General features: G+C 68.6%; 28 protein-coding genes and 1 pseudogene. 8 read left to right on the top strand and 21 right to left on the bottom strand.

Annotation, left to right across the window (positions count from 1 at the left end; genetic code table 11):
- Positions 1 to 3 precede the first annotated feature (3 nt).
- Positions 4 to 741, bottom strand: coding sequence for an SDR family NAD(P)-dependent oxidoreductase (locus tag BLQ03_RS09900; protein ID WP_090755408.1), 738 nt, complete (start codon positions 739 to 741; stop codon positions 4 to 6).
- 300 nt (positions 742 to 1,041) lie between these two features.
- Between BLQ03_RS09900 and BLQ03_RS09895 the strand changes: the two genes are divergently transcribed.
- Both BLQ03_RS09895 and BLQ03_RS09890 read left to right on the top strand, forming a co-directional pair.
- Positions 1,042 to 1,227, top strand: a complete 186-nt coding sequence (locus BLQ03_RS09895; RefSeq protein ID WP_090755406.1) for a hypothetical protein — start codon at positions 1,042 to 1,044, stop codon at positions 1,225 to 1,227.
- A gap of 89 nt (positions 1,228 to 1,316) precedes the next feature.
- Positions 1,317 to 2,315: a glycosyltransferase family 2 protein gene (locus BLQ03_RS09890; protein WP_090755403.1), complete on the top strand. Its 999-nt coding sequence runs from the start codon at positions 1,317 to 1,319 to the stop codon at positions 2,313 to 2,315.
- A gap of 107 nt (positions 2,316 to 2,422) precedes the next feature.
- Here the strand turns inward: BLQ03_RS09890 and purF are convergent.
- The 3 genes and pseudogenes from purF to radA form a co-directional block, all read right to left on the bottom strand.
- A pseudogene (purF, locus tag BLQ03_RS09885) lies at positions 2,423 to 3,871 on the bottom strand (amidophosphoribosyltransferase); the annotation flags it as partial.
- 146 nt (positions 3,872 to 4,017) lie between these two features.
- Positions 4,018 to 4,629, bottom strand: a complete 612-nt coding sequence (locus BLQ03_RS09880; RefSeq protein ID WP_090755400.1) for a CvpA family protein — start codon at positions 4,627 to 4,629, stop codon at positions 4,018 to 4,020.
- 46 nt (positions 4,630 to 4,675) lie between these two features.
- Positions 4,676 to 6,040, bottom strand: coding sequence for a DNA repair protein RadA (gene radA, locus BLQ03_RS09875; RefSeq protein WP_090755398.1), 1,365 nt, complete (start codon positions 6,038 to 6,040; stop codon positions 4,676 to 4,678).
- Between the two features lie 197 nt (positions 6,041 to 6,237).
- On the opposite strand from radA, the gene BLQ03_RS09870 reads away from it, so the two are divergent.
- Both BLQ03_RS09870 and BLQ03_RS09865 read left to right on the top strand, forming a co-directional pair.
- On the top strand, positions 6,238 to 7,536 hold the full coding sequence (locus tag BLQ03_RS09870; RefSeq protein ID WP_090755395.1) for a lipoprotein-releasing ABC transporter permease subunit: 1,299 nt from the start codon (positions 6,238 to 6,240) through the stop codon (positions 7,534 to 7,536).
- Positions 7,529 to 8,209: an ABC transporter ATP-binding protein gene (locus BLQ03_RS09865; RefSeq protein WP_090755392.1), complete on the top strand. Its 681-nt coding sequence runs from the start codon at positions 7,529 to 7,531 to the stop codon at positions 8,207 to 8,209. The genes BLQ03_RS09870 and BLQ03_RS09865 overlap by 8 nt, the downstream gene beginning before the upstream one ends.
- 24 nt (positions 8,210 to 8,233) lie before the next feature.
- Here the strand turns inward: BLQ03_RS09865 and BLQ03_RS09860 are convergent, their stop codons facing one another.
- Positions 8,234 to 8,509 carry a hypothetical protein gene (locus BLQ03_RS09860; protein ID WP_090755390.1) on the bottom strand — a complete coding sequence of 92 codons (276 nt, stop codon included), beginning with the start codon at positions 8,507 to 8,509 and terminating at the stop codon, positions 8,234 to 8,236.
- Between the two features lie 55 nt (positions 8,510 to 8,564).
- The gene (locus BLQ03_RS09855) at positions 8,565 to 9,287 is read right to left on the bottom strand and encodes a gamma-glutamylcyclotransferase (RefSeq protein WP_090755387.1); all 723 of its coding nucleotides are present in this window, start codon (positions 9,285 to 9,287) and stop codon (positions 8,565 to 8,567) included.
- Positions 9,288 to 9,485: 198 nt separating this feature from the next.
- Here BLQ03_RS09855 and BLQ03_RS09850 point away from each other — a divergent pair, with 198 nt between their 5' ends.
- Entirely contained in the window at positions 9,486 to 9,890 is a 405-nt protein-coding gene (locus BLQ03_RS09850) for a c-type cytochrome (RefSeq protein WP_090755384.1), read from the top strand.
- A gap of 48 nt (positions 9,891 to 9,938) precedes the next feature.
- On the opposite strand, the gene parE is transcribed toward BLQ03_RS09850, so the two are convergent.
- The 4 genes from parE to BLQ03_RS09830 all read right to left on the bottom strand — a co-directional run bounded on the left by parE (position 9,939) and on the right by BLQ03_RS09830 (position 13,332).
- Positions 9,939 to 11,909, bottom strand: coding sequence for a DNA topoisomerase IV subunit B (gene parE, locus BLQ03_RS09845; RefSeq protein ID WP_090755382.1), 1,971 nt, complete (start codon positions 11,907 to 11,909; stop codon positions 9,939 to 9,941).
- A gap of 81 nt (positions 11,910 to 11,990) precedes the next feature.
- Positions 11,991 to 12,368, bottom strand: a complete 378-nt coding sequence (locus BLQ03_RS09840; protein ID WP_090755379.1) for a type II toxin-antitoxin system death-on-curing family toxin — start codon at positions 12,366 to 12,368, stop codon at positions 11,991 to 11,993.
- 7 nt (positions 12,369 to 12,375) lie between these two features.
- On the bottom strand, positions 12,376 to 12,624 hold the full coding sequence (locus tag BLQ03_RS09835; protein WP_090755377.1) for a type II toxin-antitoxin system Phd/YefM family antitoxin: 249 nt from the start codon (positions 12,622 to 12,624) through the stop codon (positions 12,376 to 12,378).
- Positions 12,625 to 12,675: 51 nt separating this feature from the next.
- Positions 12,676 to 13,332, bottom strand: a complete 657-nt coding sequence (locus BLQ03_RS09830; RefSeq protein WP_090755374.1) for a glutathione S-transferase family protein — start codon at positions 13,330 to 13,332, stop codon at positions 12,676 to 12,678.
- 163 nt (positions 13,333 to 13,495) lie between these two features.
- Between BLQ03_RS09830 and rnd the strand changes: the two genes are divergently transcribed.
- The gene (rnd, locus tag BLQ03_RS09825) at positions 13,496 to 14,677 is read left to right on the top strand and encodes a ribonuclease D (protein WP_090755371.1); all 1,182 of its coding nucleotides are present in this window, start codon (positions 13,496 to 13,498) and stop codon (positions 14,675 to 14,677) included.
- 239 nt (positions 14,678 to 14,916) lie between these two features.
- On the opposite strand, the gene BLQ03_RS09820 is transcribed toward rnd, so the two are convergent.
- The 4 genes from BLQ03_RS09820 to BLQ03_RS09805 are packed head-to-tail and all read right to left on the bottom strand — an operon-like array spanning position 14,917 to position 19,496.
- Positions 14,917 to 15,231 (bottom strand): phosphoribosyl-ATP diphosphatase, encoded by a 315-nt coding sequence (locus BLQ03_RS09820; RefSeq protein WP_090755369.1) that lies wholly within the window; start codon positions 15,229 to 15,231, stop codon positions 14,917 to 14,919.
- Complete coding sequence (gene hisF, locus BLQ03_RS09815) at positions 15,228 to 15,989, bottom strand: imidazole glycerol phosphate synthase subunit HisF (RefSeq protein WP_090755367.1); 762 nt, start codon at positions 15,987 to 15,989, stop codon at positions 15,228 to 15,230. Before hisF ends, BLQ03_RS09820 begins: the two co-directional genes overlap by 4 nt.
- A gap of 43 nt (positions 15,990 to 16,032) precedes the next feature.
- A complete protein-coding gene (locus BLQ03_RS09810; RefSeq protein ID WP_245688803.1) occupies positions 16,033 to 18,630 on the bottom strand; it encodes a cytochrome c oxidase subunit I in 2,598 nt (865 codons plus the stop codon).
- Entirely contained in the window at positions 18,627 to 19,496 is an 870-nt protein-coding gene (locus tag BLQ03_RS09805; RefSeq protein WP_175558832.1) for a cytochrome c oxidase subunit II, read from the bottom strand. The genes BLQ03_RS09810 and BLQ03_RS09805 overlap by 4 nt, the downstream gene beginning before the upstream one ends.
- A gap of 27 nt (positions 19,497 to 19,523) precedes the next feature.
- Between BLQ03_RS09805 and BLQ03_RS09800 the strand changes: the two genes are divergently transcribed.
- Positions 19,524 to 20,045 carry a DUF2231 domain-containing protein gene (locus BLQ03_RS09800; RefSeq protein ID WP_175558831.1) on the top strand — a complete coding sequence of 174 codons (522 nt, stop codon included), beginning with the start codon at positions 19,524 to 19,526 and terminating at the stop codon, positions 20,043 to 20,045.
- Here BLQ03_RS09800 and BLQ03_RS09795 read toward each other — a convergent pair.
- The 6 genes from BLQ03_RS09795 to BLQ03_RS09770 form a co-directional block, all read right to left on the bottom strand.
- Positions 20,009 to 20,626 carry a CopD family protein gene (locus BLQ03_RS09795; protein ID WP_175558830.1) on the bottom strand — a complete coding sequence of 206 codons (618 nt, stop codon included), beginning with the start codon at positions 20,624 to 20,626 and terminating at the stop codon, positions 20,009 to 20,011. The two genes, BLQ03_RS09800 and BLQ03_RS09795, sit on opposite strands and share 37 nt — an antisense overlap.
- On the bottom strand, positions 20,623 to 21,366 hold the full coding sequence (locus tag BLQ03_RS09790; protein WP_090755357.1) for a cytochrome c oxidase assembly protein: 744 nt from the start codon (positions 21,364 to 21,366) through the stop codon (positions 20,623 to 20,625). The genes BLQ03_RS09795 and BLQ03_RS09790 overlap by 4 nt, the downstream gene beginning before the upstream one ends.
- Positions 21,367 to 21,466: 100 nt before the next feature.
- Complete coding sequence (locus tag BLQ03_RS09785; RefSeq protein WP_175558829.1) at positions 21,467 to 22,441, bottom strand: beta-ketoacyl-ACP synthase III; 975 nt, start codon at positions 22,439 to 22,441, stop codon at positions 21,467 to 21,469.
- A complete protein-coding gene (gene plsX, locus BLQ03_RS09780) occupies positions 22,438 to 23,547 on the bottom strand; it encodes a phosphate acyltransferase PlsX (RefSeq protein WP_090755354.1) in 1,110 nt (369 codons plus the stop codon). The genes BLQ03_RS09785 and plsX overlap by 4 nt, the downstream gene beginning before the upstream one ends.
- 21 nt (positions 23,548 to 23,568) lie before the next feature.
- The gene (gene rpmF, locus BLQ03_RS09775; RefSeq protein WP_090755351.1) at positions 23,569 to 23,775 is read right to left on the bottom strand and encodes a 50S ribosomal protein L32; all 207 of its coding nucleotides are present in this window, start codon (positions 23,773 to 23,775) and stop codon (positions 23,569 to 23,571) included.
- A 133-nt stretch (positions 23,776 to 23,908) separates the two neighbouring features.
- A complete protein-coding gene (locus BLQ03_RS09770) occupies positions 23,909 to 24,439 on the bottom strand; it encodes a YceD family protein (RefSeq protein ID WP_090755349.1) in 531 nt (176 codons plus the stop codon).
- A gap of 202 nt (positions 24,440 to 24,641) precedes the next feature.
- Between BLQ03_RS09770 and BLQ03_RS09765 the strand changes: the two genes are divergently transcribed.
- Positions 24,642 to 25,106 (top strand): outer membrane protein assembly factor BamE, encoded by a 465-nt coding sequence (locus BLQ03_RS09765; RefSeq protein WP_090755346.1) that lies wholly within the window; start codon positions 24,642 to 24,644, stop codon positions 25,104 to 25,106.
- A 7-nt stretch (positions 25,107 to 25,113) separates the two neighbouring features.
- Here the strand turns inward: BLQ03_RS09765 and msrB are convergent, their stop codons facing one another.
- A complete protein-coding gene (msrB, locus tag BLQ03_RS09760) occupies positions 25,114 to 25,524 on the bottom strand; it encodes a peptide-methionine (R)-S-oxide reductase MsrB (RefSeq protein ID WP_090755343.1) in 411 nt (136 codons plus the stop codon).
- Positions 25,525 to 25,543 lie beyond the last annotated feature (19 nt).

Below are 25,543 nucleotides of genomic sequence, written 5' to 3'. Positions count from 1 at the left end.
ACCTCAAAGGCTGGAACAAAGGTGGCCGCCATCGACCACGATGGACGAGCCGGTCATGTAGCGGGCCTCGTCGGAACAGAGCAGCCGCAGGGGCGCGTCGAGGTCGGCAAGCTGCCCGAGCCTGCGCTGCGGGATGCGCCGGATCAGTGCCTGCCCGGCTTCGGTTGCGAAGAAGTCGCGGTTCAGCGGCGTCTCGATATAGCCGGGGCAGAGCGCGTTCACGCGGATGCCGTAGCGCGCCCATTCCAGCGCCAAGGCCTGCGTCAGCTGCACCACCGCGGCCTTCGACGCCGTGTAGGCCGCGACATTGCCCGTCACCCGGAAGCCGAGGATCGAGGCCACGTTGACGATGGCGCCCCCGCCCGTGTCGCGCATCCGCCGCGCCGCCGCCTGCGCCACATGGAAGACGCCCCCAACGTTGGTGTCCAGGACCGAGGCGAACTCGGCCGGGTCGGTGTCGATGGCGGGCGTGGTCAGGGTGATGCCGGCATTGTTCACCACCACGTCGATGCGCCCCTCGATCTGCCCGAAGGCCTCTGCCACCGAGGCCGGGTCGGCCACGTCCATCGCCAGCGCCTGCGCCACCCCGCCTGCCGCCCGGATCGCCTCGACCCGGTCCGCGATCTTCCCCGCGCTGCGCGCCGCCAGGATCACCCGCGCCCCGTCCCCCGCCAGAACCGCCGCAAAATGCGCCCCCAGGCCACTGGAGGCGCCCGTGATCAGAATGGTTTTCTGCGACATTCAGCCCCTCGTTGCTGGCAAGCGCCTGCATGTTGGCGCGAGCCTGTGGCAAGCACCACCCCCCGTGATCCATCGAGGGGGAAGCAGCCGATGGCACGTCCTGCAAGGCAGGTCCCGACAGCACACCTCTCGGTGTCACTGCGCCGGCCTTGCAGGCCCCATAGGCGCTTTCCTTCCTATGGAAGGCATGCGTGTATCGAATCGACGCTTGTTGTGCTATCCAGAGCAGGAACCGCATGCGTCATGCCGCCTGACGCGCCACGTACGGTCCTGGCGGAGCCCCTCTAGAAAGCGAAACGCATGACGAGGACCACGCGCCAGGCGGTGGAGGCATTGCTTCCCCCCGGAGCGACCATCGACGATCTCAGTGACCAGGAAATCTCCGCGCTGTACGAGGTGATCGTCCAGCAGGCCGACAGCGACGAGGACGGTCTGTCGACCAGTGCGCCCGAGAATGCCGCAGCCCACCGGCTGGGGCGGGGCTGAGGTCGCGCCAGCCTTGACCTCGCGCCCGGCGGGGCGCACATCGGCGGCCCGGCAGGGACCGTGGATCAGCGAAGGCGGCACAACCGATCATGCAGGACCAGGCGCCGGCGGGACACGCGGCGAAGGACCGGGACCACGGCGCGGGACCGCTCGGCCATGTCCTCGTTTCGTCCATGCGGGACGAAGGCCCTTATGCGCTGGAATTCGTGGCGCATCATCGGGCCATCGGCTTTGACCGCATCTTCATTGCCTCGAACGACTGCCGCGACGGCACGGACCTGCTGCTGGATGCGCTGGACCGCGCGGGAGCGATCACCCACTTCCGCAGCACCGTCCAGCCCGGCGAGGTGCCGCAGCACGCGGCCTATGCCGGGATGCGGAAGCGCTACGGGCTGAACCGCGCCGACTGGCTGATGGTGCTGGATGCCGACGAATTTCTGGATGTCACGGCCGGGACAGTCCGCGTGCAGGACCTGACCGCCGCGGCGGGCGAGAACGTGGACATCCTGATGCTGAACGCCCGCACCTTCGGGACCGCGGAAGAGCAGGAGTGGCGCCCCGGCCTAGTCACCGAGCAGTTCACCCGGCGCCTGCCCGAGCGGCACCGGGCGAACGGGCCGGTCAAGACGCTGGCAAGGGGACTGGGTCGGTTCCGCCACATCCACAACCACTCGGTCATAGGTTATGCGGGGCCGGGCGACCTGATGGTGATGCGCGCCGATGGTTCGAGTTTCTTCATTCCGCCGGGCGAGAAGATGTGGACACGGCTGCGGAACGTGCCTGTCGAGGAGATCCGCTATGGCCTTGCCCATTACAACCACTACGCGGTGAAATCGCTGGCCTCGTTCCTGCTGCGGCAGGACCGGGGCCGGGGCGCGGCGCCAAAGGGGCAGGGCAACACCCGCCACACGGACCAGTATTTCGAGCGCATTGCCGGTGCCCGTATCCACGACGACGGCTTTGCCACGCGTCACGGCGCGGCGCTGCGGGCGGAATACACGCGCCTGATGTCCATCCCCGAGATCGCCGCCGCGCAGGCCGAGACCGAGCGCCGCTATGCGGCGCTGATCGAGGCGCTTGTGCTATAGATCTATTCGGCGGCGCGGGTCGCGCTGTTCGGCGTCAGGGTGTGGTCCACGGGCTGGTAGCCGGTCTGGTCCTCCTGCGCCTCGGCGTCGCCCGACAGGGGATCGGGCTTCATGCGGAAGCCGCGCTCCATCTGGTCGAAGGGCGCGACCGGGTAGTCGCCCGAGAAGCAGGCGTCGCAATATTGCGGGCAGGCGGCGTTGCGGCCCTGCGCCTCGCCCACGGCGCGGTAAAGGCCGTCGAGCGACACGAAGGCCAGGCTGTCCACGCCGATCCACTGCCGCATCTCTTCGGGGCTCATCCGCGCGGCCAGCAGCTTGTCGCGGTCGGGCGTGTCCACGCCGTAGAAGCAGGGCCAGGCGGTGGGCGGGCTTGCGATGCGGAAATGCACCTCGGCCGCGCCTGCATCAAGGATCATGTCCTTGATCTTGCGGCTGGTGGTCCCGCGCACGACCGAGTCGTCCACCAGCACGACCCGCTTGCCCTTCACCAGCGCGCGGTTGACGTTCAGCTTCAGCCGGACGCCCATGTTGCGGATCTGCTCGGTCGGCTCGATGAAGGTGCGGCCCATGTACTGGTTGCGGATGATCCCCATGCCGAAGGGAATGCCGCTTTCGCGCGCATAGCCGATGGCGGCGGGGGTGCCGCTGTCGGGCACGGGGCAGACGAGGTCTGCGTCCACCGGCGCCTCGCGTGCGAGCTCCACGCCGATCTGGCTGCGGGTCTCATAGACCGACCGCCCGCCGATGATCGAATCGGGGCGGCTGAAATAGACATGCTCGAAGATGCAGAAGCGCCCCGTGGCGGGACCGAAGGGACGAGAGCTTTCGACCTGGCCCTTCGAGATCACCACCATCTCGCCCGGCTCGATCTCGCGGACGAACTCGGCGCCGATGATGTCCAGCGCGCAGGTTTCGGATGCCAGCGCATAGCCGTCGCCCGCCAGTTTGCCCAGAACCAGAGGGCGCACGCCCAAGGGGTCGCGCACGCCGATCAGCTTCGTGCGGGTCATGGCGATGACCGAGAAAGCGCCTTCGACCCGGCGCAGCGCGTCCTTCATCCGTTCGGGGATGTTGCGCTGGATCGAGCGCGCCATCAGGTGGATGATGCATTCCGAGTCCGAGCCGGACTGGAAGATCGAGCCGCGCTCGATCAGCTCGCGCCGCAGGGCGGCCGCGTTGGTGATGTTCCCGTTATGGGCGATGGCGCAGCCGCCCATGGCAAATTCGCCGAAGAAGGGCTGAACGTCACGGATCGCCGGGCCCTTGGCCCCTGCCGTCGAATAGCGGACATGGCCGATGGCCAGCTCGCCCGGCAGCGTCTCCATCAGGGACGCCTTGGTGAAGTTGTCGCGGACATAGCCGAAGCGATGGGCGCTGTTGAAGCCCTTGTCCGGGTCGAATGCGACGATGCCGCCGGCCTCCTGACCGCGGTGCTGCAGGGCGTGCAGGCCGAGGGCCGTGAAGTTCGCCGCCTCGGCCATGCCGATGACGCCGAAGACGCCGCATTCCTCGTGCAGCCGGTCGCTGTCGAAGGGGTCCGCAAGAAAGGGCTGCATCGCGTCGGCCTGTGGCTGTCGGGAAGGGAAACGAAATCGCTCGGGGGGCAGGCGCGACCCGACTCGGGCCGCCGCTGGGGCGTTATGTAGGGGGCGGGGCGCGGAAAGTCACGCCCGCCCCGCGCAGTTCTGCCTTGCGTCGCAGGTCAGGTCCCGCTGGTGGCGGTGGCCGGAGTCGGGGCCGAGGGGGTGACGGCAGCGCCCGTCGGGGTGCAATCGCGCACCAGCTGCTCGAACCGCGCGGCCAGCCAGCCGGGGGCGTCCTGCGGGATCTGCTGGTTCAGGCGGCCGCTCATCTGCTGAAAGACCTGGGCTGAGCGCGACTGGTCCACCATGGCGACGCGCTGGGTGGTCATCACGCGATCGTAGACAATGAAGGCGATCACGACCAGAAGGATGCCGCGCGCCACGCCAAACAGGAACCCCATGCCCTGGTCCACGCCCCCCAGTGCCGAGCGCTGCACGACCGAGGAAAACAGCGGCGTCAGGATCGAGAAGACGACCAGCGCCAGCGCGAAGACGACCGCGAAGCCCGCGATCATGCCAAGCTCGCAGTTGTCGGCGATGATGCTGTCCAGATAGGGCACCTGCGCGATCAGCGGCCGCATGGTGGCCGCGAAGACGAAGGCCAGCACCGCGGCGCCGATCCAGCCCATGATCGCCAGCGATTCGCGCACGAAGCCGCGCGAATAGGCCAGGATCGCCGACAGGATGATGACGGCGGCCACGATGCCGTCGATCAGGGTGAATCCGTCCATCTCTACCGCCCTCTGTGCGGGCCTGTGCCCGGCATGTCTGGGGCGGTCATCCGGCTCCGAATGTCTCGCCCGTGAAACTGGTCAGATCGGCGACCCGCGCAAGGCTCATGCCGCCGCCGCCCTCGACCTTCTGGACCTCGGGCAGGATGGCCCGGGAAAAACCAAGTTTCTGCGCCTCTTTCAACCTGTTTTCGGCCTGCGCGACGGGGCGTAGCGCCCCCGACAGGCTGACCTCGCCGAAAAACACCGTTTCGGCGGGCAGGGCATGGTCCTCGCGCGCGCTGAGAAGGGCCGCCGCGATGGCCAGGTCGGCCGCCGGTTCCGCGACGCGCATTCCGCCCGCGACGTTCAGGAAAACGTCGAGCCCGGCAAAAGGAATACCGCAGCGCGCCTCCAGCACCGCGAGGATGGTCGAGACGCGGCCGCTGTCGAGCCCCACCACCGTGCGGCGGGGGGCCGCGAGGGTCGAGGGCGCGACCAGCGCCTGAACCTCGGTCAGGACGGGGCGGGTGCCCTCGATGCCGGCAAAGACGGCACTGCCGGGGACGGGCTCGCCGCGTTCGGACAGGAACAGGGCAGAAGGGTTGGTGACTTCGGACAGCCCGCCGCCCGTCATCTCGAAGACGCCGATTTCGCCCGACGGGCCGAAGCGGTTCTTGACGGCGCGCAGGATGCGGAACTGGTGGCCGCGCTCGCCCTCGAAGTAAAGCACGGTGTCCACCATGTGCTCGACCACGCGGGGGCCGGCGATCTGTCCCTCCTTGGTGACATGGCCGACAAGGATCACAGCGACGCCACTGCGCTTGGCGAAGGTGACAAGTTCATGCGCGGCGGAGCGGACCTGGCCCACGCTGCCGGGGGCGGCATCCACCGTGTCCGACCACAGCGTTTGGATTGAGTCGATCACCGCCACGTCGGGGCGTTCGGCGTCCAGCGTCGTCAGGATGTCGCGAAGGGCGGTTTCCGTGCCCAGCCGCACGGGCGCGTCGGACAGACCCAGCCGCTGCGCCCGCATCCGAAGTTGCGCGCCCGCTTCCTCGCCGCTGATATAGACGGCCGAAGTGCCGCGCCGCGCGAAGGCCGCGGCGGCCTGCAGCATCAGCGTGGACTTGCCGATGCCCGGATCGCCGCCGACCAGGATCGCGCTGCCGGGCACTAGGCCGCCGCCCAGCACGCGGTCCAGTTCCTCGATGCCCGAGGGCGCCCGGGCGGGCGGGGGCTCGGTCGTGGACAGGCCGCTGAGGGGAATCGCGCGGCCCCGCTGGGCGCCGAGGCCCCGGCCGGGGCCCTGGCTGAGGGGCGCTTCCTCGACGATGGTGTTCCACTCGCCGCAGGCCTCGCAGCGGCCGGACCACTTGCGATGCGCGGCACCGCAGGCGGTGCAGGTGAAGGAGGTGACAGGTTTGGCCATGCCCGCTTGTGGCAGAGGTTCGGGGCAGGGGGCAAGACGCGGGGCGCTGCCCATGAATGGGGCCCCCGCCCCATTCATCCCGGGATACTTGAGGACAGAAGATGGAGCGCGGCCTCCTGCACCGCTCACGCCCTTGTCGCCTTGCATCGGGGACGCGCTGCGGCCAGTTTGCGCCGACCTTTCAGGAAGGCCCCTTGATGGCGAACCCGGCCCCGTTTTCGCGTTACGAGTTCATGATCGCCTGGCGCTATCTGCGCGCGCGGCGCGCCGAGGGCGGCGTGTCGGTCATGACCTGGATCAGCCTGATCGGCATCGCGCTAGGCGTCATGGCGCTGATCGCCACGCTGGCGGTCCGTTCCGGCTTCCGGGCCGAGTTCGTGGACACGATCCTTGGCGCGAACGCCCATTCGACCGTCTACCTGCCGCCAAGCTCGATCACCAACGAGCTGACGGACGAGGTCTATACCGTCGCGGGCACGATTTCCGACTATCCGGCCGTGGTGGAACGGATCGAGGCGCTGCCCGGCGTCCTGCGCGCCGATCCCGTCGTGCGCGGGCAGGTGATGGCGAGTGTCTCGGACCGCTCGAACGTGGCCGAGGTCTACGGGCTGACAGGCGAGGACCTGGCGGCCATCCCCCGCGTCGCCGATCCCGAGACGGGCGAGGGCGACCTTGCCAGTTTCAACAACGGCATTGCCATCGGCGTCGGCATGGCGCGGGAACTGGGCGTCGGCGTGGGCGACGTGGTTCAGCTGATCTCGCCGCAAGGGGCGCAGACGGCCTTCGGCACCACGCCAAGGATCGCCACCTATCCCGTCGTCTATGTCTTCAGCGCCGGCCGCTACGACATCGACCGCACGCGCATCTACATGCCGCTGGCCGAGGCGCAGTCCTTCTTCAACCGCGAGGGCATGGTGGACGAGATCCAGGTCTTCGTTTCTGACCCCGAGGGCGTGGACGCCCTGACCGTGCCCCTGATGGAGGCGCTGCCGGGCGGGATCGTCTGGACCTGGCGCGATGCCTCGGGGTCCTTCCTGTCGGCGCTCGACATCGAGGATGACGTGATGTTCGTGATCCTCTCGGTGCTGGTGCTGATCGCGTCCATGAACATTACCAGCGGCCTCATCATGCTGGTCAAGAACAAGGGCCGCGACATCGGCATCCTGCGGACCATGGGGCTGACCGAGGGCGCCGTCCTGCGTGTCTTCTTCCTGTGCGGCGCCTTCACCGGCGTCATCGGCACCATCGCCGGGGTGATCCTGGGCGTTCTTCTGGCGCTGAACGTGGACAGCATCATGGCGGGGATCAACTGGTTCTCGGGCGGCGGCGCCTGGGACCCTGCGGTGCGCGGCATCTATCGCCTGCCGGCCGAACTGCGCGGCATCGACATCGCCAAGGCGGTCGGGCTGTCGCTGACGCTGTCCTTCATCGTCACCATCTTCCCGGCCCGCCACGCGGCCCGCATGAACCCGGTCGAGGCCCTGCGCTATGAATGACGTCCTGAAGCTGGAAGGCATCGCCAAGACCTACAACCCCGGCACGCCCGGCGCGGTCGAGGTGCTGCGCGGGCTGGACCTGTCCGTGGCTCAGGGCGAGGTCGTGGCGCTGGTCGCCCCTTCAGGCGCGGGGAAATCCACGCTGCTGCACGTCGCGGGGCTGCTGGACACGCCCGATGCGGGCCGCGTCGTGCTGAACGGCCGCGACATGACCCTGCTGCCGGACCGTGCCCGAACCGAGGCGCGGCGGCGCGAGGTCGGCTTCGTCTACCAGTTCCACCACCTGCTGCCCGAGTTCACCGCGCTGGAGAACATCGTCCTGCCGCAGTTGGCCAATGGCGTGGCGGATGGCGCGGCCAAGGCGAGGGCGCGCGACCTGCTGGGGCGCGTGGGCCTGACCGCCCGCGCCGATCACCGCCCGGCCGCGCTGTCGGGGGGCGAGCAGCAGCGCGTGGCCTTTTGCCGGGCGCTGGCCAACTCGCCCGCACTGTTGCTGGCGGATGAACCCACGGGGAACCTCGACCCGGCCACCTCGGACCGGGTCTTCGACGTGCTGATGACGCTGGTGCGCGAGACGGGGATGGCGGCGCTGATCGCCACCCATAACCTGGATCTGGCAGGCCGGATGGACAGGGTGGTGCGGCTGGACCGCACCGTGCCCGCAGGGGCGTGATCCGCCCCTTGCAGGGCTTACGCCTCAGCCCTCGCGCCGGACAAACTTGAAGAAGCGGCTTTCGGACCCGTCCTTGGTCTCCTCCTGGTAGAGGAAGGCAAGGCCGCGATCCTCGAAGACCTCGAAGAACTCCTCCCACGAAATTTCCTCCAGCTTCTCGTCGCGCTCGGCGAAGTCGACGCGCAGGATGCCCTCGCCATCCTCGCCCTCGGTGCCCTTGACGACGGTGGGGATGCCGCCGCGCTTTTCGATCCACTCGCGGATCGTGTCGTGGTCGGTGGTGGTCTCGCTGGACGACATGGGTTCTCTCCCGCTTTGGCGTTGGGGAGAGAACGTCACGGGCGGGCAGTCGTTCCTAGACGTCACCGATGGGCGTGCCGTGATGGGGCCAGCTGTCGATCTCGGCGGCGACAAGCTGCTGCAGCCGCCACATATAGGGATCGTCCAGCCCATGCGCGGCCAGCGCGGCGGCGGTGCGCTGCAGGTATTCGGCGCCCGAGCCCGCGTGACCACAGGCATGGGCGAGCCGTTGTGCCTGTTCCTCGACGGTCAGGTGCACCAAGGTCTGGCCCACGGTGCCGGCATAGAAGGTCAGCGCCTCCTCGATTCCGCGCTCGGTTTCCACGGTGATCCAGCGGGCGTTGTCAGCCAGTTCCCGCGCGACCAGTTCGCGCTTGAGGATGGCGCGCAGCGCCTCGCCTTCCGTGCCCGGCGCGATCTCCATGATCAGGCCGGTGCAGCTGCCGCCCGGCTCCAGCGCCAGCATGAGGCCGGGGCAGTCGGGCGAGCCGCGCCAGTGGTCCAGGTGGATGCAGAAGCTGCGGTGCCAGCCCGGCGCGGTGCCGCGGCGGATACCGCCCACCTCGAAGCCCGGGTTCCAGATCAGCGAGCCGTAGGAGAAGATCGGCACCGGGCGCGGGCGGCCTGCCGTCAGCTCGTCCGCCAGTGCATCCAGATCATCGTCCGTCAGCAGCGTCCACTGCGAGTCGTAGGGCGGCTCGTCCACCTCACGGTGGGCGCGGGCCACATGGGCAGGGGTGAGGGCGAGCGTGGGGGCATTCTGCGTATCGCGGGGCATCGGTCTTCCATTTCATGGGCGCGGGCATCGCCCTGCGGCGTTCCCCGGCAAATATCATCGGCAATGCAGGCAAGCCATGTCCGAAGGTCCGACGGCACCGCGCGAAAAAGCGTCGCCCTGCCGGGGCTTCCGCTTTGCGCGAGGCTTGCCTTCCGTCCCATGTGGGGGGCAGAGTCCCCGAAAACCAAGGGGACAGAGATGAAACTCGCCATTCTGACCGTTGCGGTGGCCGCCAGCGCGGCCCTGCTTGTCGCCTGCGCGCCCGAGATGCGGGCGAGCACGGCGGCGCAGGATTACGCCACTTACTGTGCCTCGTGCCACGGCGCCTCGGGCCGGGGCGACGGACCGGCGGCCACAGGGCTGACGCCGCGCCCCGCCGACCTGACGACGATCAGCGCGCGCCACGGCGGCACCTTCCCGCGCCTGCAGGTGCTGGGCTGGATCACCGGCTACACGATGGGCCGCAGCGAAAGCCACATGCCGGTCTATGGCCAGTTGCTGGATGGCGAGCGGATCATGTACGACGCGGGCGACGGCAACCCGACCCCGACCCCCGCCCGAATCGTCGGGCTGGTGGAATACCTCGAGCGGCTGCAGAAGTGACCGTTCCGTCCGGGCGGCGGATGGGCCGCCCGGCTTTCGGGGCAGAGGCTAGACGTCCAGCCCCTCGTCTTCCACGAACTGTGCGTTTTCCTGGATGTACTGGAAGCGCAGCTCGGGCTTCTTGCCCATCAGGCGCTCGACCAGGTCGCCGGTCTCGCCGCCTTCCTCCTCGTCGATGCTGACGCGGATCAGCTTGCGGCTGGCCGGGTTCATGGTTGTGTCCTTCAGGTCCTTGGCGTCCATCTCGCCCAAGCCCTTGAAGCGCTGGACGTCGATCTTGCCCTTGCCGCCAAGGCCTTTCGCCAACCATGCCTCCTTCTCGGCATCATCCGCGACATAGACGCGGGCCGCGCCCTGCGTCAGCCGGTACAGCGGCGGGCAGGCGAGATAGAGGTGCCCCTTGTCGATCAGCGGCCGCATCTGCGTGAAGAAGAACGTCATCAGCAGGCTTGCGATATGCGCGCCGTCCACGTCGGCGTCGGTCATGATGATGACCTTGTCATAGCGCAGGTCATCCACCCGGAACTTGGTCCCCATGCCCACGCCCAGCGCCTGGCAGAGATCAGCGATCTCTTGGTTTTGGCCCAGCTTGGACGAGGAGGCGCCGAGCACGTTCAGGATCTTGCCCCGGATCGGCATGATCGCCTGCGTCTGGCGTTCCCGCGCCGACTTGGCCGAGCCGCCCGCCGAGTCGCCCTCGACGATGAACAGTTCCGTCCCCTCGCGCGCGCCCGCCGAGCAGTCCACCAGCTTGCCGGGCAGGCGAAGCTTCTTGGTCGCCGACTTCCGCGCGGTTTCCTTTTCCTGCCGCCGGCGCAGCCGTTCCTCGGCCCGCAGGACGAGGAAATCCAGGATCGCGCCCGCCGACTTGGTATCCGCCGCCAGCCAGTTGTCGAAGTGGTCGCGCACGGCGCCCTCGACCAGCCGGGCGGCCTCGGTCGTGGCGAGGCGGTCCTTGGTCTGGCCGACGAACTCGGGTTCGGCGATGAAGCAGGACACCAGTGCGCAGCCGCCGGTCAGCAGGTCGTCGCGGGTGATGTTCTCGGCCTTGCGGTTCTTGGTCAGCTCGCCATAGGCGCGGATGCCCTTGAGGATCGCCGTCCAGAAGCCCGCCTCATGCGTGCCGCCTTCGGGGGTGGGCACGGTGTTGCAGTAGGACTGGATGAAGCCGTCGCGCGAGGGCGTCCAGTTGATCGCCCACTCGACCTTGCCGGGCACGCCGAAACGCTCGCGGAATTCGACCAAGCCCGAGAAGGGGCGGTCGGCATAGGTCGTGGCGGGGCCGAGCTGTTCGGACAGGTAGTCCGACAGCCCGCCGGGGAAGTGGAAGGTCGCCTCGCGCGGGGTCTCGCCGTCGTCGATCTCGGTCTTCCAGCGGATTTCCACGCCGGAATGCAGGTAGGCCTTGGACTTGACCATCCGCATCATGCGCGCGGGCTTCAGCCGGTGGTGGCCGAAGATCTGCTCGTCGGGATGGAAGGTGACGGTGGTGCCGCGGCGGTTCGGGGCGGGGCCGACCTTCTCGACCGGACCCTGCGGGATGCCGCGGCTGAAGCTCTGCCGCCACAGTTCGCGGTTCCGGGCGACCTCGACCACCATGCTGTCCGACAGCGCGTTCACGACCGAGGCGCCGACCCCGTGCAACCCGCCCGAGGTCTGGTAGGCGCCCTCGCTGAACTTCCCGCCCGCGTGCAGCGTGCAGAGGATCACCTCGAGCGCCGACTTGCCGGGGAATTTAGGATGGGGATCAATTGGGATGCCGCGGCCGTTGTCACGGACGACGACCGACTGGTCGGCGCGCAACTCGACCTCGATGCGGCTGGCGTGGCCGGCGACGGCCTCGTCCATCGCGTTGTCGAGGATCTCGGCCACGAGGTGATGCAGCGCGCGCTCGTCGGTGCCGCCGATATACATGCCAGGGCGCTTGCGGACGGGTTCCAGCCCCTCCAGCACCTCGATCGAGGCGGCGGAATAGCTGTCGGTGGCCGCTTGCGCGCCCGAAAGAAGGTCGTCGGACATGGGTATTCTTGCTCTTGCTGATGCGGCGTCATGCCACGAAGGGGCGGTCCGGGGCAATCCTGCCCCGGCCGAAGCGGCGGCTCACGCCCGCTCGCGCAGCCACTCGGCCAAGTGGCCGTCGTCGATATGCCCTTGGGCGAGGGCGATGATCTTGTCGCCCATCATGTCTTCCGGCACGTCGGGCTCGATGCCGCCATTCCAGTCCAGAACCACCTGCATGACCCGGTAAGCGGTGCGCTTGTTGGCGTCGTTGAAGCAATGCCCCTGCGCGACCGCCATCGCATAGGCGGCGGCCAGCGCATACACGTCGTCGATCATGCCGTAAGCAAGGCGGTTCTCGACCCGTGCAAGTGCGCTTTCCAGCGACTTGTCGCGGGCACGACCGGGCAACTCGCCCGGGTTCAGGACGATGTCATGAATCTCCTCGACCAGTTCGGCCGAGGGCAGCAGGTATTCCATCCGGGCCTCACTTGTCCTTCAGATAGTCGAGGACAGGCTGCGCCCTTTCACGAGTGCGTTCCAACGCGGCAAGCGCTTCTTCCCGCGTGGCATAACGATAGGACACCTTCTCGGTCGCCTCGGCAGGCACCAGATACCCCACCAGCGCCGAGTTCCGCAGGATCGCCACCGGCTTGCCGCCAGACCGTTCCAGCACCTTATGCGGCTCGCGCAGTTCGGTCATCGTGGCGATGTGGTTGGTCAGCAGGCGGGTCATGATGGTGGCTCCCAAGCAGGTGCCACCAATATAGATACTGCAGTATGTATTTCAATGTTCCTTGGTGGCCCGCGCGTCCCACATCTTCCGGAAAGCAGGCCGTTCGTGGCATCCGGCCAGCCAAGCCAGCACAGCGGGAAACTGGCCCATCAACTCGCCATAACCCTCGGCGTAGCGAACGATTTCCGCCACATTCAGGTCGGCAACGGTGAAGCGGTCGCCCACCAGATGGCCGTGCGTCGCCAGATGATCCTCAAGCACCTTCATGGGGCGGACCAGCCGTTCCGCAGCGTCGGCGATCAGTGTGGCGTCCTCGCTCGTCTGCTCGCGGCCGGCATGCAGCATCATGATCGTCAGGGCGTCGGGCTCGATGGCCGTCGCCGCGTAGAAGGACCATTGCAGCATCAGCGCTTCTTCCGCCGCATCCCGGGGCGCCAGATCGCCGCCGTGCTTCTTCGCAAGATGCAGCGTGCAGGCGAGGGATTCCGACAGCACCAGCCCGTCATCCTCGATCACCGGAATCGCGCCGGCGGGCGACAACGCCAGGAAGGATGGCGAGCGCGTGTTCACGGGCGCGTCCGGCGCATCGGGGAAGGGCAGCTTGTAGGCCTGGATCACCGGCTCCTGCCGGAAGGGCAGGCCGAGTTCGTGGCAAAGCCAGATGATGCGCGACGCGCGCGAGCGGGTGACACCGTGGATGGTCAGCATGGAAACCTCAGGGCCGGAAGGGCTGCGCGCCCATGAAAGGCCCCCTGCGCGCCGCGTCAACAGGAAGGCAACCTAACCGCCCGTTTCCTCTCGCATTCCCTTTTCGACAGGCATAAAGCGACCCTCAGCAACCGGCGGATGACCCGCCCCAAAGAGGACGAAGATGGCCGCAGACCCGCGCATCATCACCACCACCGAAGAACTCGCGGCATTCTGCGAACTCGCCAAGGCGCAGCCCTATGTGACACTCGATACCGAGTTCCTGCGCGAGCGGACCTATTATTCCAAGCTCTGCCTGATCCAGATGGCCCTGCCACCCGCGTCCGGCCCCAAGGCCGAGGGCGGGCCTGCCACGCTGGTCGATCCGCTGGCGCCGGGGCTGTCGCTGGAACCGCTTTACGACCTGTTCCGCCACACCGCGACGGTCAAGGTCTTCCACGCCGCCCGGCAGGACCTGGAGATCTTCTTCCACGACGCCGGGGTGTTTCCCGATCCCCTGTTCGACACCCAGGTCGCGGCCATGGTCTGCGGCTTCGGCGAGCAGGCGGGCTACGAGACGCTGGTCAAACGCATCGCGCGGCAGCCGCTCGACAAGTCCTCGCGCTTCACCGACTGGTCGCGCCGCCCGCTGACGCAGGCGCAGGCGGAATACGCGCTTGCTGACGTCACCCACCTGCGTGCGATCTATGAATTCCTGTCCACGCAGCTGAAGAAGACGGGCCGCGAGGCCTGGGTGGCGGAGGAAGCACAGGCGCTGGTCGAGCCCGAGACCTATATCAGCCGCCCTGAGGAAGCGTGGGAGCGGGTGCGGACCCGGTCCGGCTCGCCGCGCTTCCTGGCGGTGGTGCGGGAACTCGCGCGGTTCCGCGAGACCTATGCCCAGACCCGCGACATTCCGCGCTCGCGCGTGTTCAAGGATGATGCGCTGATCGAGCTGGCCTCGACCAAGCCGCTGACCGAGGAAGATCTGGGCAAGTCGCGTCTGCTGCTGCGCGAAGCGCGCAAGGGCGAGATCGCACAGGGCATCCTCGAGGCCGTCCGGGCAGGGGTCGAGACGACTGACCTGCCCAAGGTCGTCCCCGACGAGCCGGGCCGGCCGGGCAATGCCGCGCTCTCGCAGCTGCTGCGGGTGCTGCTGCAGGCCAAGGCCGATGCAGCCGGGGTGGCGCCGAAGCTGATCGCCTCGTCCTCGGAACTGGACGCCATCGCGACGGGGGTCCGTGACCTGCCCGCGCTGTCGGGCTGGCGTGCCGAGGTCTTCGGCAACGACGCGCTGCGGCTGGCGCAGGGCAAGATCGCCCTCTCGGCGCAGAACGGCGCGGTGAAGGTGATCCCGGCCGAGTAATTCCCGGTGGACCCGATCCCTTACCCCGGCCGACCGGCCGGGCAAGGGGTTCGGCAATCATGGCACCACCAGCAGGATATCAGCTTTCCGCAGCAAGGGCCTGTTGTTTTGCAGGACGACAACGAAGGCCGTTTCCTGACGTCCTGACAAGGGAAGGCTGACAAGAGAGGCCGCGCTTGCGATTGCCATCTTCTTGCCATGAGGCACGACCCGGCGATCCCCAAAGCCGAGGCGCTGGTTCAGGACCCGCGCGCGGCCTTTTCCTCGACGCCCGAGCGGCCTTCGCGCCGGTCGAGTTCCGCCAGCACGTCCGACAGGGGCACGTCACGCGCGGCGAGCATGACCAGTAGGTGGTAAAGCACGTCCGCCGCTTCCGCCGTCAGCCGGGCGCGATCGCCGCGCACGGCCTCGATGATCGCCTCGACGGCTTCCTCGCCGAATTTCTCGGCGCATTTCTCCGGGCCCTTGGCCAGAAGCTGCGCTGTCCAGCTGGACGACGGATCGGCGCCCCGACGGGATTCGATCGTGGCGGAAAGGCGTTCCAGCGCGGTCATTCCAGCCTCACGGGGATACCGGCCGCGGCCATGTGGGCCTTGGCCTCGGCGATGGTGTAGGTGCCAAAGTGGAAGATCGACGCCGCCAGAACGGCGCTGGCGTGACCGTCGCGCACCCCTTCGACGAGATGGTCGAGCGTGCCGACCCCGCCCGAGGCGATCACGGGGATGTCCACGGCATCGGCGATGGCGCGGGTCAGCGGGATGTTGAAGCCCGCCCGCGTCCCGTCGCGGTCCATCGAGGTCAGCAGGATTTCCCCCGCGCCCTTGCCCGTGACGGTGTGGGCGAACTCGACCGCGTCGATCCCGGTCGGGCGGCGGCCGCCATGGGTGAAGATTTCCCAGCGGCCCGGCTCGACCGTCTTGGCGTCGATGGCGCAGACGATGCACTGACTGCCGAAGCGGTCGGCGGAGCGCGCGATCACGTCGGGGTCCGCGACGGCGGCCGAGTTGAACGACACCTTGTCAGCCCCCGCCAGCAGCAGGGCGCGCACGTCCTCGGGCGAGCGGACGCCGCCGCCGACGGTCAGCGGGATGAAGCACTGTTCCGCCGTGCGGGTCACGAGGTCATACATCGTGCCGCGATTTTCATGCGTGGCGTGGATGTCGAGGAAGCAGAGCTCGTCTGCACCCGCCGCGTCATAGGCGGCGGCGGCCTGCACGGGGTCGCCCGCGTCGATCAGGTCCACGAAGTTGACGCCCTTGACCACGCGGCCATCGGCCACATCGAGGCAGGGGATGATGCGCGTCTTCAGCATGGGCGCCTGATAGCGCGGGCGCGCGGTCGGGGAAAGGGCCGCGTCAGACCACCAGCGCCGCCAGCCCCAGGCTGATCGCCGCCGTCGCGGCGGTATAGTCGAGCCACATGCGCGTCAGCAGGAAATCCGTCCCGCGCCGCGGGCTTGTCCAGCCGCCCGCCGAGCGCAGGGCGTTCGAGGCAAGGAAGGCCAGCCCCACCGCCGCATGAACGGCCACGTAGGCCACCAGCCCGTTCAGCGTGGCCCCCAGCGCATGGGCGCGCGGGTCGGGCAGGTGCCCGCTGGCGAGCAGCCAGAAGCCCAGCAGCGTCGCACCCGCCAAGGGCAGCGCGGTTGCCACGATCCAGCGGCCCTTGGCCTCGTCGCGGTCGTTCGCGCGGATGGTCAGGCGCGACACCGCTGCCGCCGCGAAGATCAGCCCGACGGCCACCAGCGCGGCCAGCGCCACGCCGGGCCCGCGAAGGGCCATCGCCTCGGGAGGGGGCGGCCAGTTGGGCGCGGTCAGCCGCAGGTAAAGGACGCCAAAGCCCAAGGCCCCGTACATTGCCGCGTTGGCCAGCAGCGTGAAGGTCATGCCCCAGACGGGCAGCGAGTTGCGGACCTCGGGGTGGGGCGGCAGCGCCAAACCTCCGCCCACGGGCAGGGGGCCGTGGTCGCGTTCGAGACCCGCGCCCTGTGCGCCCAGGATGAACAGCGCCGCCAGCACGACCGTTAGCCCGGCGGCAAGCGGATACAGCTTGAGCAGGATGCACAGGATCGCGCCCCAGGTCACCAGCCCCTGGATCAGCGGCAGGTAGGTGCGCCGGGGCAGGATGGCGAAATGGTCCGCCCGGCCTGACACGGCCTCGACCACCATCGTTTCCTGCCAGCCACGCGGCGTTGCCAGATAGCCGCGCCCCGCGGCCAGTTGTCCGCCAAGCGTCGTCGGGTCCAGCTTGTCGCCGCGCCGGTCGACATGAGGCAGCGCCGCGAAGTTGTAGTTCGGAGGCGGCGTCGCGGTGGCCCATTCCATCGTCTGCGCGCCCCAGGGATTGCGGCGGAATCTCGGGCCGTGGCGGCGTGTCAGGATCACGTCCAGGATCACCAGCCCGAAGCCCATCGTCTGGATGAAGCCTCCGACCGAGGACACCAGGTTCAGCGCGGCCCAGCCGTCGTCCCAGCCATAGCTATAGACCCGGCGGGGCATCCCCAGCAGCCCGGTCAGGTGCATCAGCAGGAAGGTTCCGTTGAAGCCCAGGAAGATCAGCCAGAAGGCCGGGATCGACAGCCGGTGGATCGACAGCCGTCCGGTCAGGTGCGGCAGCCAGTAGTAAAGCCCGGCCAGCGCGCCGAAGACGAGGCTGCCGAACAGCACGTAATGCATGTGCGCCACGACGAAATGGGTGTCGTGGATCTGGAAGTTGAAGGGCGCGACGGCGACCATGACGCCCGTCAGGCCTCCGTTCACGAAGACCGCGAAGAAGCCGAAGGCGTAAAGCATCGGCACGCTGCGGATCATCCGTCCCGCCGCCATGGTGGCGATCAGCGCAAACAACTGCACCGCGGTCGGCAGCACCACGGCGCTTGAGGCGACGGCGAAGAAATCCACCGCCAGCTTGGGCATCCCCACGGTGAACATGTGGTGCGCCCAGATCAGGAAGCTGATGATCCCCATGGCGATGATGGCCGCGACCACCGCCTTGTAGGCCACCAGCGGCCGGCGGGCGAAGGTCGGGATCAAGGTCGCCAGCATCCCGGCGGCGGGCAGGAAGATGATGTAGACCTCGGGGTGGCCGAAGATCCAGAACAGGTGCTGCCACAGCAGCGGGTCGCCACCACGCGTGGGATCGAAGAAGGGCAGCCCGAAGGCGCGCTCGGCTTCCAGCAGCAGCGAGCCCATGGCCAGCGGCGGAAAGCCCACGACGATCATCAGCGCCGTGATCAGCATGTACCAGGCGAAGATCGGCATCCGCGCCAGCGACATCCCCGGCGCGCGCATCCGCAGGATCGTCACCGACAACTCGATGCCGACGGCGATCGAGGAGATCTCGACAAAGGTGATGCCCAGCAGCCAGATGTCCGAGTTGATGCCGGGCGAATACACGTCCGAGGACAGCGGCGTGTACATGAACCAGCCCGAGGCGGGGGCAAGCCCCAGCACCAGGGCGGTCAGCAGCGTCACGCCCCCGAACAGGTAGCACCAGTAGCCATAGGCCGCGAGGCGCGGAAAGGCATGGTCGCGCCCGCCCATCATCTTGGGCAGCAGATACATCGCGATCCCCTCCAGCATGGGGATCGCGAACAGGAACATCATCAGCGTCCCGTGCATGGTGAAGACCTGCGCATAGGCAGGCGCGTCCAGGAAGGCCGTCTCGGGCGTGGCAAGCTGCGCCCGGATCAGCATGGCGAGCAGGCCGCCCACGCCGAAGAAGACGCTGGCCGTCAGCATGATGCGGATGCCGAGAACCGTGTGGTTGACCGAGGACAACCGCTGCAGGCCCCGCCCCGAGCTCCACAGCGCCTCAAGCGCCTTGTGCCGTTCCAGGGGCGACAGCCCGTCATCGGGCGCAGGCATCGGGGGCGCAGCGTCGATCGCCTCTTCAACGGTGGCGCGTCTGCCGGACGCGTGACGGGCCGGGGGCTCCGAACTGGCCGAACTCATGGCGAGGACTCCCTCAGGACCGTGGTGGGGACGTCGGCAGAGCCTGCGGCCGAGCCCTGCGACGGCGCAGGCGGCATGGGGACCGGCTGCGGACCGGTTCCGGGCGGTCCACCGGTGGCCGTGCCCGAGTCCGACGAGGGCGAGGGCGGCGCAGGGGCGGCGGCGCCGACGGCGCGTGGCGGCACCCATTCGGGCGCGGGCTCGGGCGCGCGCCCTTCGGCCAAGGCGGCCAGGGCGGCGGCATGGTCCTCGGGCGTGCGGACATCGACAACGAAGCGCATCAGCGCATGGCCCTGGCCGCAGAATTCTGAGCACTGGCCCTCGATCACGCCGGGGGCGTCGGCCATGACCTTCAGCTCGTTCACATGGCCGGGGATGGCGTCCATCTTGCCGGCAAGGCGGGGCACCCAGAAGGAATGGATCACGTCGCGGGCCGTGATCTCAAGCACCACCGGCTCGCCCGCGGGCAGGAACAGCGTTCCCCGGCTGAGCGCGCCCAGCGTGTCGGGATAGGTGAAGGTCCAGGCCCACATCGCGCCCTCGACCTGGATGCGGGTAGGCTCGGCCCCGCCCGGCATCAGGCGGCCCGTCAGCACGACCGACCACAGGAACAGCGGCACCAGCGCCGACAGGGGCAGGACCAGCCCGCCCACGATGAGCCATGTCCTCAGCCCCACGCGGGCAAACGCACGGGGCCGCAGCATGACGGCAAGGACCAGCACGACCATGCCGATCCAGACGAGCCCGAGGCTGGCCAGCATCACCCGGCCCAGGTGGCCGATCTGCGAGGCGGCGGGACCTGCCGGATTCAGCGCTGACAGCGGCCGGTCGCAGGCGGTGACAAGCAGGGCCGCGCCTGCCATCATGACCCGAGACGGACGGAAGGACAGACCATGGCGCAGGACAAGGGCAACGGGAACGGCGCGGGCAAGCCGACGGACAGCTCCTCGCCCCCGGTGATGCAGCTGGACAGCGGCTCGGCCATCGCCTTCATCGGCCATCCGGTCCACGCGATGCTGGTGCATTTCCCGATCGCGCTGTCGATCCTCGTGCTGGGCTTCGACGTGTTCTTCTGGCTGTTCGGCGACCCCTTCTTCGCCCGCGCCGCCACCTGGGCGGTGGGCGGTGCCTTCCTGTCGGGCGTGGCCGCCAGCCTCGTGGGGATCGGAGAGATCCTGCTTGTCCCCGGCATCCGCCTGCGCAGCGCAAGCTGGAGCCACGCGGTTGCCGCCCTGACCTTCCTGGCGGTAGTGGGGGCGAACTGGGGCCTCAGGCTTGACGGCACCTACCCTGTCCTGCCGAACGGGCTGGCCCTGTCGTTCCTGGGCGCGCTGACCGTCGGCGTGGCGGGCTATCACGGGGGCAAGCTGATCTTCGATCACGGCATCGGCCTCATGGTGTCGTCCGACGACTGAAGCCCGAGCCGGTCGCCCAATGCGCCCGGCTGGAACAGGTCCGGCGCGATCCCGGAAAAGTCCAGCGGCGGCTTCATCAGCACCACCAGCAGCACGCCGAGTGCGCCGACGCCGATCAGGCCGTTCAGCAGGATCGCCCGGCCGGGGCGCAGCCGCAGGCGGCGGGGGTCGAGGTCGTTGTCCGGCTCTTCCTCGATGGGGTCGTCGGCGAACAGCTTGACCATCGTGCGCGCGCAAAGGACATGGCCCGCCCCCAGCAGCACGATAAAGCCCAGCTTGGCGGTGAACCAGGGCGCATAGGTTTCGCGCAGGAAGATCAGCGCCGTGCCCGATGCGATGGCCAGCACGGCGGCGGGCGAGACCAGCCTGATATGCAGCATCCGCGCCATGGCATGCAGCCGCTTGAGCGCGTGCTTCCCGCCACGCCGCCTGATCCCGTCGCGCTGCGCCATCAGCCAGGGCAGGCCGATCAGGCCGCCCGCCCAGAGTGCGATGGCGCCGACATGAAGGAACTTGACGGCGGCAAGGAAGGCCTCGGAGGTGACGATGCCCCTGATGAGATCGAACAGCGCCCCGATCACCGGGCGGCTTCCGCCGGATCGGGCAGGTCCTCGGCCAGCCTGGCCGCCTGCCACAGCAGCGCACCCATGTAGGGCAGGGCGCCCAGAACCCACATCACCAGCCCGGCAAGCTGCTGGTCGGCCAGCGCGCTCAGGCCCCAGGGCGCGGTGGTCAGAAGATGCGGGGCGTAGAGCGGCTGGCCCGCGAAAAGGATGATCGCGCCCAGAAAGCCCATCTGCAGGAAGGTGCCCCCTGCGGCAATGGTGGCCGCGCCACGCTCTGCGCCCAGCACGCACAGCCAGACGGCGGCGGCGCTGCCCGCAAGCGTGGCCTGCATCAGCCAGTATCCGGGCACGGTGGACAGCGCCCAGGCATAGGGGCCGGGCGCGTGCCAGGCCCACATCGCCGCCGCGTGCAGCAGGACCGCCGCGCCGGGACCGAGCACCTGCAACCGTTCCCGCAACCGGGCGCTCAATCCTGCAAGGGCCAAGGGCACGATGGCAGCGGTCAGCAGAACGTGGTGGACGACCCGTGCCGAGAACAGCGCCGAGGTCAGGTTGCAAAGGGGCGAGACGAAGACCAGGACCGCCAGCATCCATGCCGACCATCCGGCGATGCGCCCCGGATGGCGCAACAGCAGCCCGGCCCAGAGAGCCAGCGCCGCAAGAAGGACGGGATCGAGGTTCCACGCCCCTGCAAGGGTGGCAGGGACCGGAGGCGCGCCGCAATAGGCGATCAGGCTGGCGGGTTCGTTCTGCATGGGACCAGCCTAGGACAAGATGGCATGAGCAGGAAGAACCATGTGCCGGAGGTCAGGTTCCAGCCAAGATCAAGGAATTGGCCGGTGCTGCGCCCGGTTCCTACCAGCGCAGGACGACGCTGCCCCAGCTCATGCCGCCGCCGATGGCCTCGGTCACGACGACATCGCCCGGCTTGAACTTGCCCTGCGTGTCCGCGACCGACAGCGCCAGCGGGATCGAGGCGGCGGAGGTGTTGCCGTGGTCCGCGACCGTCAGCACCACCTTGTCCATCGGAAGCTGCATCTTCTGCGCGGTGCCCACGATGATCCGCAGGTTCGCCTGATGCGGAACCAGCCAGTCAATGTCGCCGGGCGTCAGCCCCGCCTTGTCCAGCACCCGCTTGGCCGTGGCGGCCAGCTTTTCCACTGCGTGGCGGAACACCAGGTTCCCCTGCATCCGCAGGAAGCCCACGGTGCCGGTGCGGCTGACGCCGCCGTCCACGTACAGCAACTCGCGCAGGTTGCCGTCGCTGTTGAGGTCGGTCGCCAGGATGCCGCGGTCGTCGCTGGTGCCCTCGCCCTCGACGGCTTCCAGGATCACAGCGCCCGCGCCATCGCCGAACAGGACGCAGGTCCCGCGGTCGGTCCAGTCCATGATGCGGCTGAAGGTTTCGGCGCCGATCACCAGCACCCGGTCGGCCTGGCCCGACTTGATCAGCCCGTCGGCATTGGACAGCGCGAAGACGAAGCCCGCGCAGACCGCCTGGATGTCATAGGCAAAGCCCCGCTGCATCCCCAGGCCCGCCTGCACGATGGTGGCGGTGGCCGGAAAGGTCAGGTCGGGGGTCGAGGTCGCCACGACGATGGCGTCCAGGTCCTCGGCCACCATGCCCGCGCGTTCCAGTGCCTGGCGCGCCGCGGCGATGGCCAGGTCCGAGGTGAACTCGCCCTCGGCCGCGAAATGCCGCCGCTCGATCCCCGTGCGCGAGCGGATCCACTCGTCCGTGGTGTCCAGCATCGACTCGAAATAGCTGTTCTCGACCACGCGCTCGGGAAGGTAATGCCCCGTTCCCCGAACCACCGAACGACGCATCATAGACCTGCCTGCTTAACGCCGTGCGCGACCTCGGCCTGTTCATTGGCCTGCGCCACGCGTGCGGCCAGGCGGTCTTGGAAGCCCGACTCCGCCAGCTTGAAGGCCAGCTTGATCGCGGCAGACACGCCCGTGGCATCCGCCGAGCCGTGCGACTTGACCACCGTGCCGTTCAGTCCGAGGAACACGCCCCCGTTCACGCGACGGGGGTCGATGCGCTTCTGCAGCCGCTTCAGCGAGGTCATGGCGAGAACGGCGGCGAACTTTGACATGATGGAATTGGCAAAGGCGTCCTTGAGGAAGTCGCCGACCAGCTTGGCTGTCCCCTCGCCGGTCTTCAATGCGATATTCCCGGTGAAGCCGTCGGTGACGATCACATCCACGCGGGCGCTCATCAGGTCGCCGCCCTCGACAAAGCCGACATATTCGGCATTCGCGCGGTCGGCGGCTGCAGCGATTAGCGCGTGGGCTTCCTTCAGCTCGGGGCGGCCCTTGTGGTCCTCGGTCCCGACATTCAGCAGGCCGATTCGCGGGCGCTGCAGGCCCAGGCCGTTGCGGGCGTAGGAGGCGCCCATCATCGCGTATTGCAGCAGGTCGGTGGCATCCGCCTTGATGTCGGCGCCCACGTCCAGAATCACGTTGAAGCCCTGCGGCCCCCGCGAAGGCCACAGCACCGCAATGGCCGGCCGGTTCACGCCGGGCAGCTTGCGCAGACGCAGCGTGGACAGTGCCATCAGCGCGCCGGTATTGCCGCAGCTGACGGCCACGGTCGCCTCGCCCGCGCGGACGGATTCGATGGCCGACCACATCGAGGTGTCCTGCGCCTGCCGGATCACCTGCGCGGGCTTGTCGTCCATCGTCACGACGCCGGTGGCGTTGCGGATGTCGCAGCGGTCCGCCAGCCCCTTGCGCCGCGAGATCATGCGGCGCAGCTCATCCTCGGGGCCGTGGACGATGAAGCGGATGTCAGGGTTCTTTTCGGCGCTTTTCTCGATGCCCGCGACGACGGCGGCGGGGCCGCGGTCGCCACCCATCGCATCGACCGAAATCACCACCGGGCCTGTTACGCCGGGGCGCGACGGGTCTGCCTTGGAAAGCGAGGTCGTCATCGCACCCTGCGATCAGCGCGATCAGGCCGCGTCGTCGTCCAGGTCGATGTCGTTCGCCTGGGCGACGACTTCACGGTCGGCGTAGTGACCGCAGGAAGGGCAGACGTGGTGCGGGCGCTTCAGTTCGCCGCAGTTCGAGCATTCGTTGGGGTTACCGGCGACCAGCCCGTCATGCGAACGGCGCATGTTGCGGCGGGACCGGGTAACTCGGTTCTGAGGGACGGCCATGGGACAACCTTCGGTGGCAGGGGGCCGGGTGAATCCTCATCCCGACCCGTTCGTGTTTCGGATCGAACCGCGCAGATACGGCACAAACCCGCGATCCGCAAGGGCAAAGGCCCCCGCGTCGCAAGGCTGTGGCTTAATTGTCCTTGCGTCCCAGCAGATCCGCAAGCCCCTGGAAGGGCCGCCGCGCAGCATCGTCGCCCTCGTCATCAGGGTCCGATGCGCCTTCGGGCAACTCGGCATCCTCGCGGCGGGGATAGGGCGGCAGGGCCAGCGCAAGCGCCTCGACCAGCACGGCACCCGCGTCGATGGTGGGGCCCAGGGGCTCGATCTCGTCGTCCGGCATCTCGACCTCGTCGCCCTCGGGAGGCGAGGCATAAGGCGAATAAAGGCGGCGCACCGGTTCGTCGATGTCGGTGCGCACGGGGGCGAGCGTGACGACGCAGGCCTGCTGCACCCGCGCGGTCAGGCGGCCTTCCAGCAGCCAGGCATCGTTCGGCGCGGCCGTGATGGTGCCGGTCAGCCGAACCTCGGGCGGGGCGGTCAGGTCAAGGGCAGCCGCGATCCGGGCACGGGCCTCGTCATCGGGCGACAGGTCCACGGGGTTGGGGCGACGCGGGCTCAGCTGCGACAGGCGCAGCGCATGGGTGAAGGGTGCAGAAGACATGATCTTGCCTTGTCGGGCAGGCATCCCGGGGGACGCGTTTGCGGGACGGGGCACCTTGGCCCCGATGTTCTTGAGCGGCGGGTGCGAGTTTGCTAAGCGGGTCCGGCGCCGTCAACCGGGCCTTCGGGCAGGGAAGGGGGCCGCTAAGAACAAAAGGCCGGTGCCGGGAACGGGCAGGCCCGAACGAGGGGAAGGTATCCCGATGTCCATGACCCGGCGGCGGGCGATCGCCCTGGCCCTTGCGGCCCCTCTTGTCGCAGCGGCCGGCTGCACCCGGATGTACCGCAACCACGGCCATGTCCCCACCGATGACGAGCTTGCCGCCGTGGTCGTCGGCCAGACGCGGCGCGACGATCTCGAGATGCTGGTCGGCCGGCCCGGATCGCAGGGGGTGCTGACCGGGTCGAGCTGGTATTACGTCGGCTCGCGCTGGGAGCACTACGCGATGAACGCCCCGCGCGAGGTTGACCGCCAGGTCGTCGCCATCAGCTTCGACGAGGCGGGCGTCGTCACCAACGTCGAGCGCTTCGGGCTGGAGCGTGGCCGCATCGTGACGCTGTCGCGGCGCGTGACCGACAACGGCGTCCAGGGCTCGGGCCTGCTGCGCCAGCTTCTGGGCAATGTCGGCCGCGTCGATGCGGGCTCGCTGCTGGGTGGCGAGAACTGATTCGCCCTTACTCCGCCGCCGCGGTCTGCGCGCCTTCGGGGACGAAGCGGATCGCCACGCCGTTGATGCAGTAGCGCAGGCCCGTGGGCGGGGGGCCGTCGGGGAAGACGTGGCCCAGATGCGCGTCGCAGCGCTCGCAGCGGACCTCGGTGCGGATCATGCCGTGGCTGAGGTCGCGGTGTTCCTCGATGTTGCCCGCCGCACGCGAGAAGCTGGGCCAACCGCAGTGGCTTTCGAACTTCTGGTCACCGTCGAAGACCTTTGTCCCGCAGCAGGCGCAGACATAGTGGCCGGGACCCTTGGGAAAGCCGGGGTGAGAGAAGGGGCGCTCCGTTCCTGCCTGGCGGGTGACGTGGTAGGTTGCCGGGTCCAGCAGTTCGCGCCATTCCGCGTCGCTGCGGGTGATCTTGTCAGCCATGAGGGGCGGCCTTTCCGTT

The organism is Paracoccus chinensis (assembly GCF_900102885.1).
Classification (GTDB): Bacteria; Pseudomonadota; Alphaproteobacteria; order Rhodobacterales; family Rhodobacteraceae; genus Paracoccus; species Paracoccus chinensis.
This window is presented reverse-complemented; position numbering and strand designations above follow the sequence as displayed.

Bases quoted from the DNA above. Each gene is read 5' to 3' on its own strand.
- BLQ03_RS09880 (WP_090755400.1), bottom strand. From the start codon at position 4,629: ATGGACGGATTCACCCTGATCGACGGCATCGTGGCCGCCGTCATCATC.
- msrB (WP_090755343.1), bottom strand. From the start codon at position 25,524: ATGGCTGACAAGATCACCCGCAGCGACGCGGAATGGCGCGAACTGCTG.
- BLQ03_RS09830 (WP_090755374.1), bottom strand. From the start codon at position 13,332: ATGCTGACCATCCACGGTGTCACCCGCTCGCGCGCGTCGCGCATCATC.
- rpmF (WP_090755351.1), bottom strand. From the start codon at position 23,775: ATGGCCGTCCCTCAGAACCGAGTTACCCGGTCCCGCCGCAACATGCGC.
- BLQ03_RS09785 (WP_175558829.1), bottom strand. From the start codon at position 22,441: ATGATGCGTCGTTCGGTGGTTCGGGGAACGGGGCATTACCTTCCCGAG.
- BLQ03_RS09895 (WP_090755406.1), top strand. From the start codon at position 1,042: ATGACGAGGACCACGCGCCAGGCGGTGGAGGCATTGCTTCCCCCCGGA.
- hisF (WP_090755367.1), bottom strand. From the start codon at position 15,989: ATGCTGAAGACGCGCATCATCCCCTGCCTCGATGTGGCCGATGGCCGC.
- BLQ03_RS09805 (WP_175558832.1), bottom strand. From the start codon at position 19,496: ATGATGGCAGGCGCGGCCCTGCTTGTCACCGCCTGCGACCGGCCGCTG.
- BLQ03_RS09820 (WP_090755369.1), bottom strand. From the start codon at position 15,231: ATGACCGCGCTGGAACGCCTTTCCGCCACGATCGAATCCCGTCGGGGC.
- BLQ03_RS09860 (WP_090755390.1), bottom strand. From the start codon at position 8,509: ATGTCGTCCAGCGAGACCACCACCGACCACGACACGATCCGCGAGTGG.
- BLQ03_RS09850 (WP_090755384.1), top strand. From the start codon at position 9,486: ATGAAACTCGCCATTCTGACCGTTGCGGTGGCCGCCAGCGCGGCCCTG.
- radA (WP_090755398.1), bottom strand. From the start codon at position 6,040: ATGGCCAAACCTGTCACCTCCTTCACCTGCACCGCCTGCGGTGCCGCG.
- BLQ03_RS09840 (WP_090755379.1), bottom strand. From the start codon at position 12,368: ATGGAATACCTGCTGCCCTCGGCCGAACTGGTCGAGGAGATTCATGAC.
- rnd (WP_090755371.1), top strand. From the start codon at position 13,496: ATGGCCGCAGACCCGCGCATCATCACCACCACCGAAGAACTCGCGGCA.
- BLQ03_RS09790 (WP_090755357.1), bottom strand. From the start codon at position 21,366: ATGCAGAACGAACCCGCCAGCCTGATCGCCTATTGCGGCGCGCCTCCG.
- BLQ03_RS09770 (WP_090755349.1), bottom strand. From the start codon at position 24,439: ATGTCTTCTGCACCCTTCACCCATGCGCTGCGCCTGTCGCAGCTGAGC.
- BLQ03_RS09835 (WP_090755377.1), bottom strand. From the start codon at position 12,624: ATGACCCGCCTGCTGACCAACCACATCGCCACGATGACCGAACTGCGC.
- BLQ03_RS09865 (WP_090755392.1), top strand. From the start codon at position 7,529: ATGAATGACGTCCTGAAGCTGGAAGGCATCGCCAAGACCTACAACCCC.
- BLQ03_RS09870 (WP_090755395.1), top strand. From the start codon at position 6,238: ATGGCGAACCCGGCCCCGTTTTCGCGTTACGAGTTCATGATCGCCTGG.
- BLQ03_RS09800 (WP_175558831.1), top strand. From the start codon at position 19,524: ATGGCGCAGGACAAGGGCAACGGGAACGGCGCGGGCAAGCCGACGGAC.
- BLQ03_RS09765 (WP_090755346.1), top strand. From the start codon at position 24,642: ATGTCCATGACCCGGCGGCGGGCGATCGCCCTGGCCCTTGCGGCCCCT.
- plsX (WP_090755354.1), bottom strand. From the start codon at position 23,547: ATGACGACCTCGCTTTCCAAGGCAGACCCGTCGCGCCCCGGCGTAACA.
- BLQ03_RS09855 (WP_090755387.1), bottom strand. From the start codon at position 9,287: ATGCCCCGCGATACGCAGAATGCCCCCACGCTCGCCCTCACCCCTGCC.
- parE (WP_090755382.1), bottom strand. From the start codon at position 11,909: ATGTCCGACGACCTTCTTTCGGGCGCGCAAGCGGCCACCGACAGCTAT.
- BLQ03_RS09890 (WP_090755403.1), top strand. From the start codon at position 1,317: ATGCAGGACCAGGCGCCGGCGGGACACGCGGCGAAGGACCGGGACCAC.
- BLQ03_RS09900 (WP_090755408.1), bottom strand. From the start codon at position 741: ATGTCGCAGAAAACCATTCTGATCACGGGCGCCTCCAGTGGCCTGGGG.
- BLQ03_RS09810 (WP_245688803.1), bottom strand. From the start codon at position 18,630: ATGAGTTCGGCCAGTTCGGAGCCCCCGGCCCGTCACGCGTCCGGCAGA.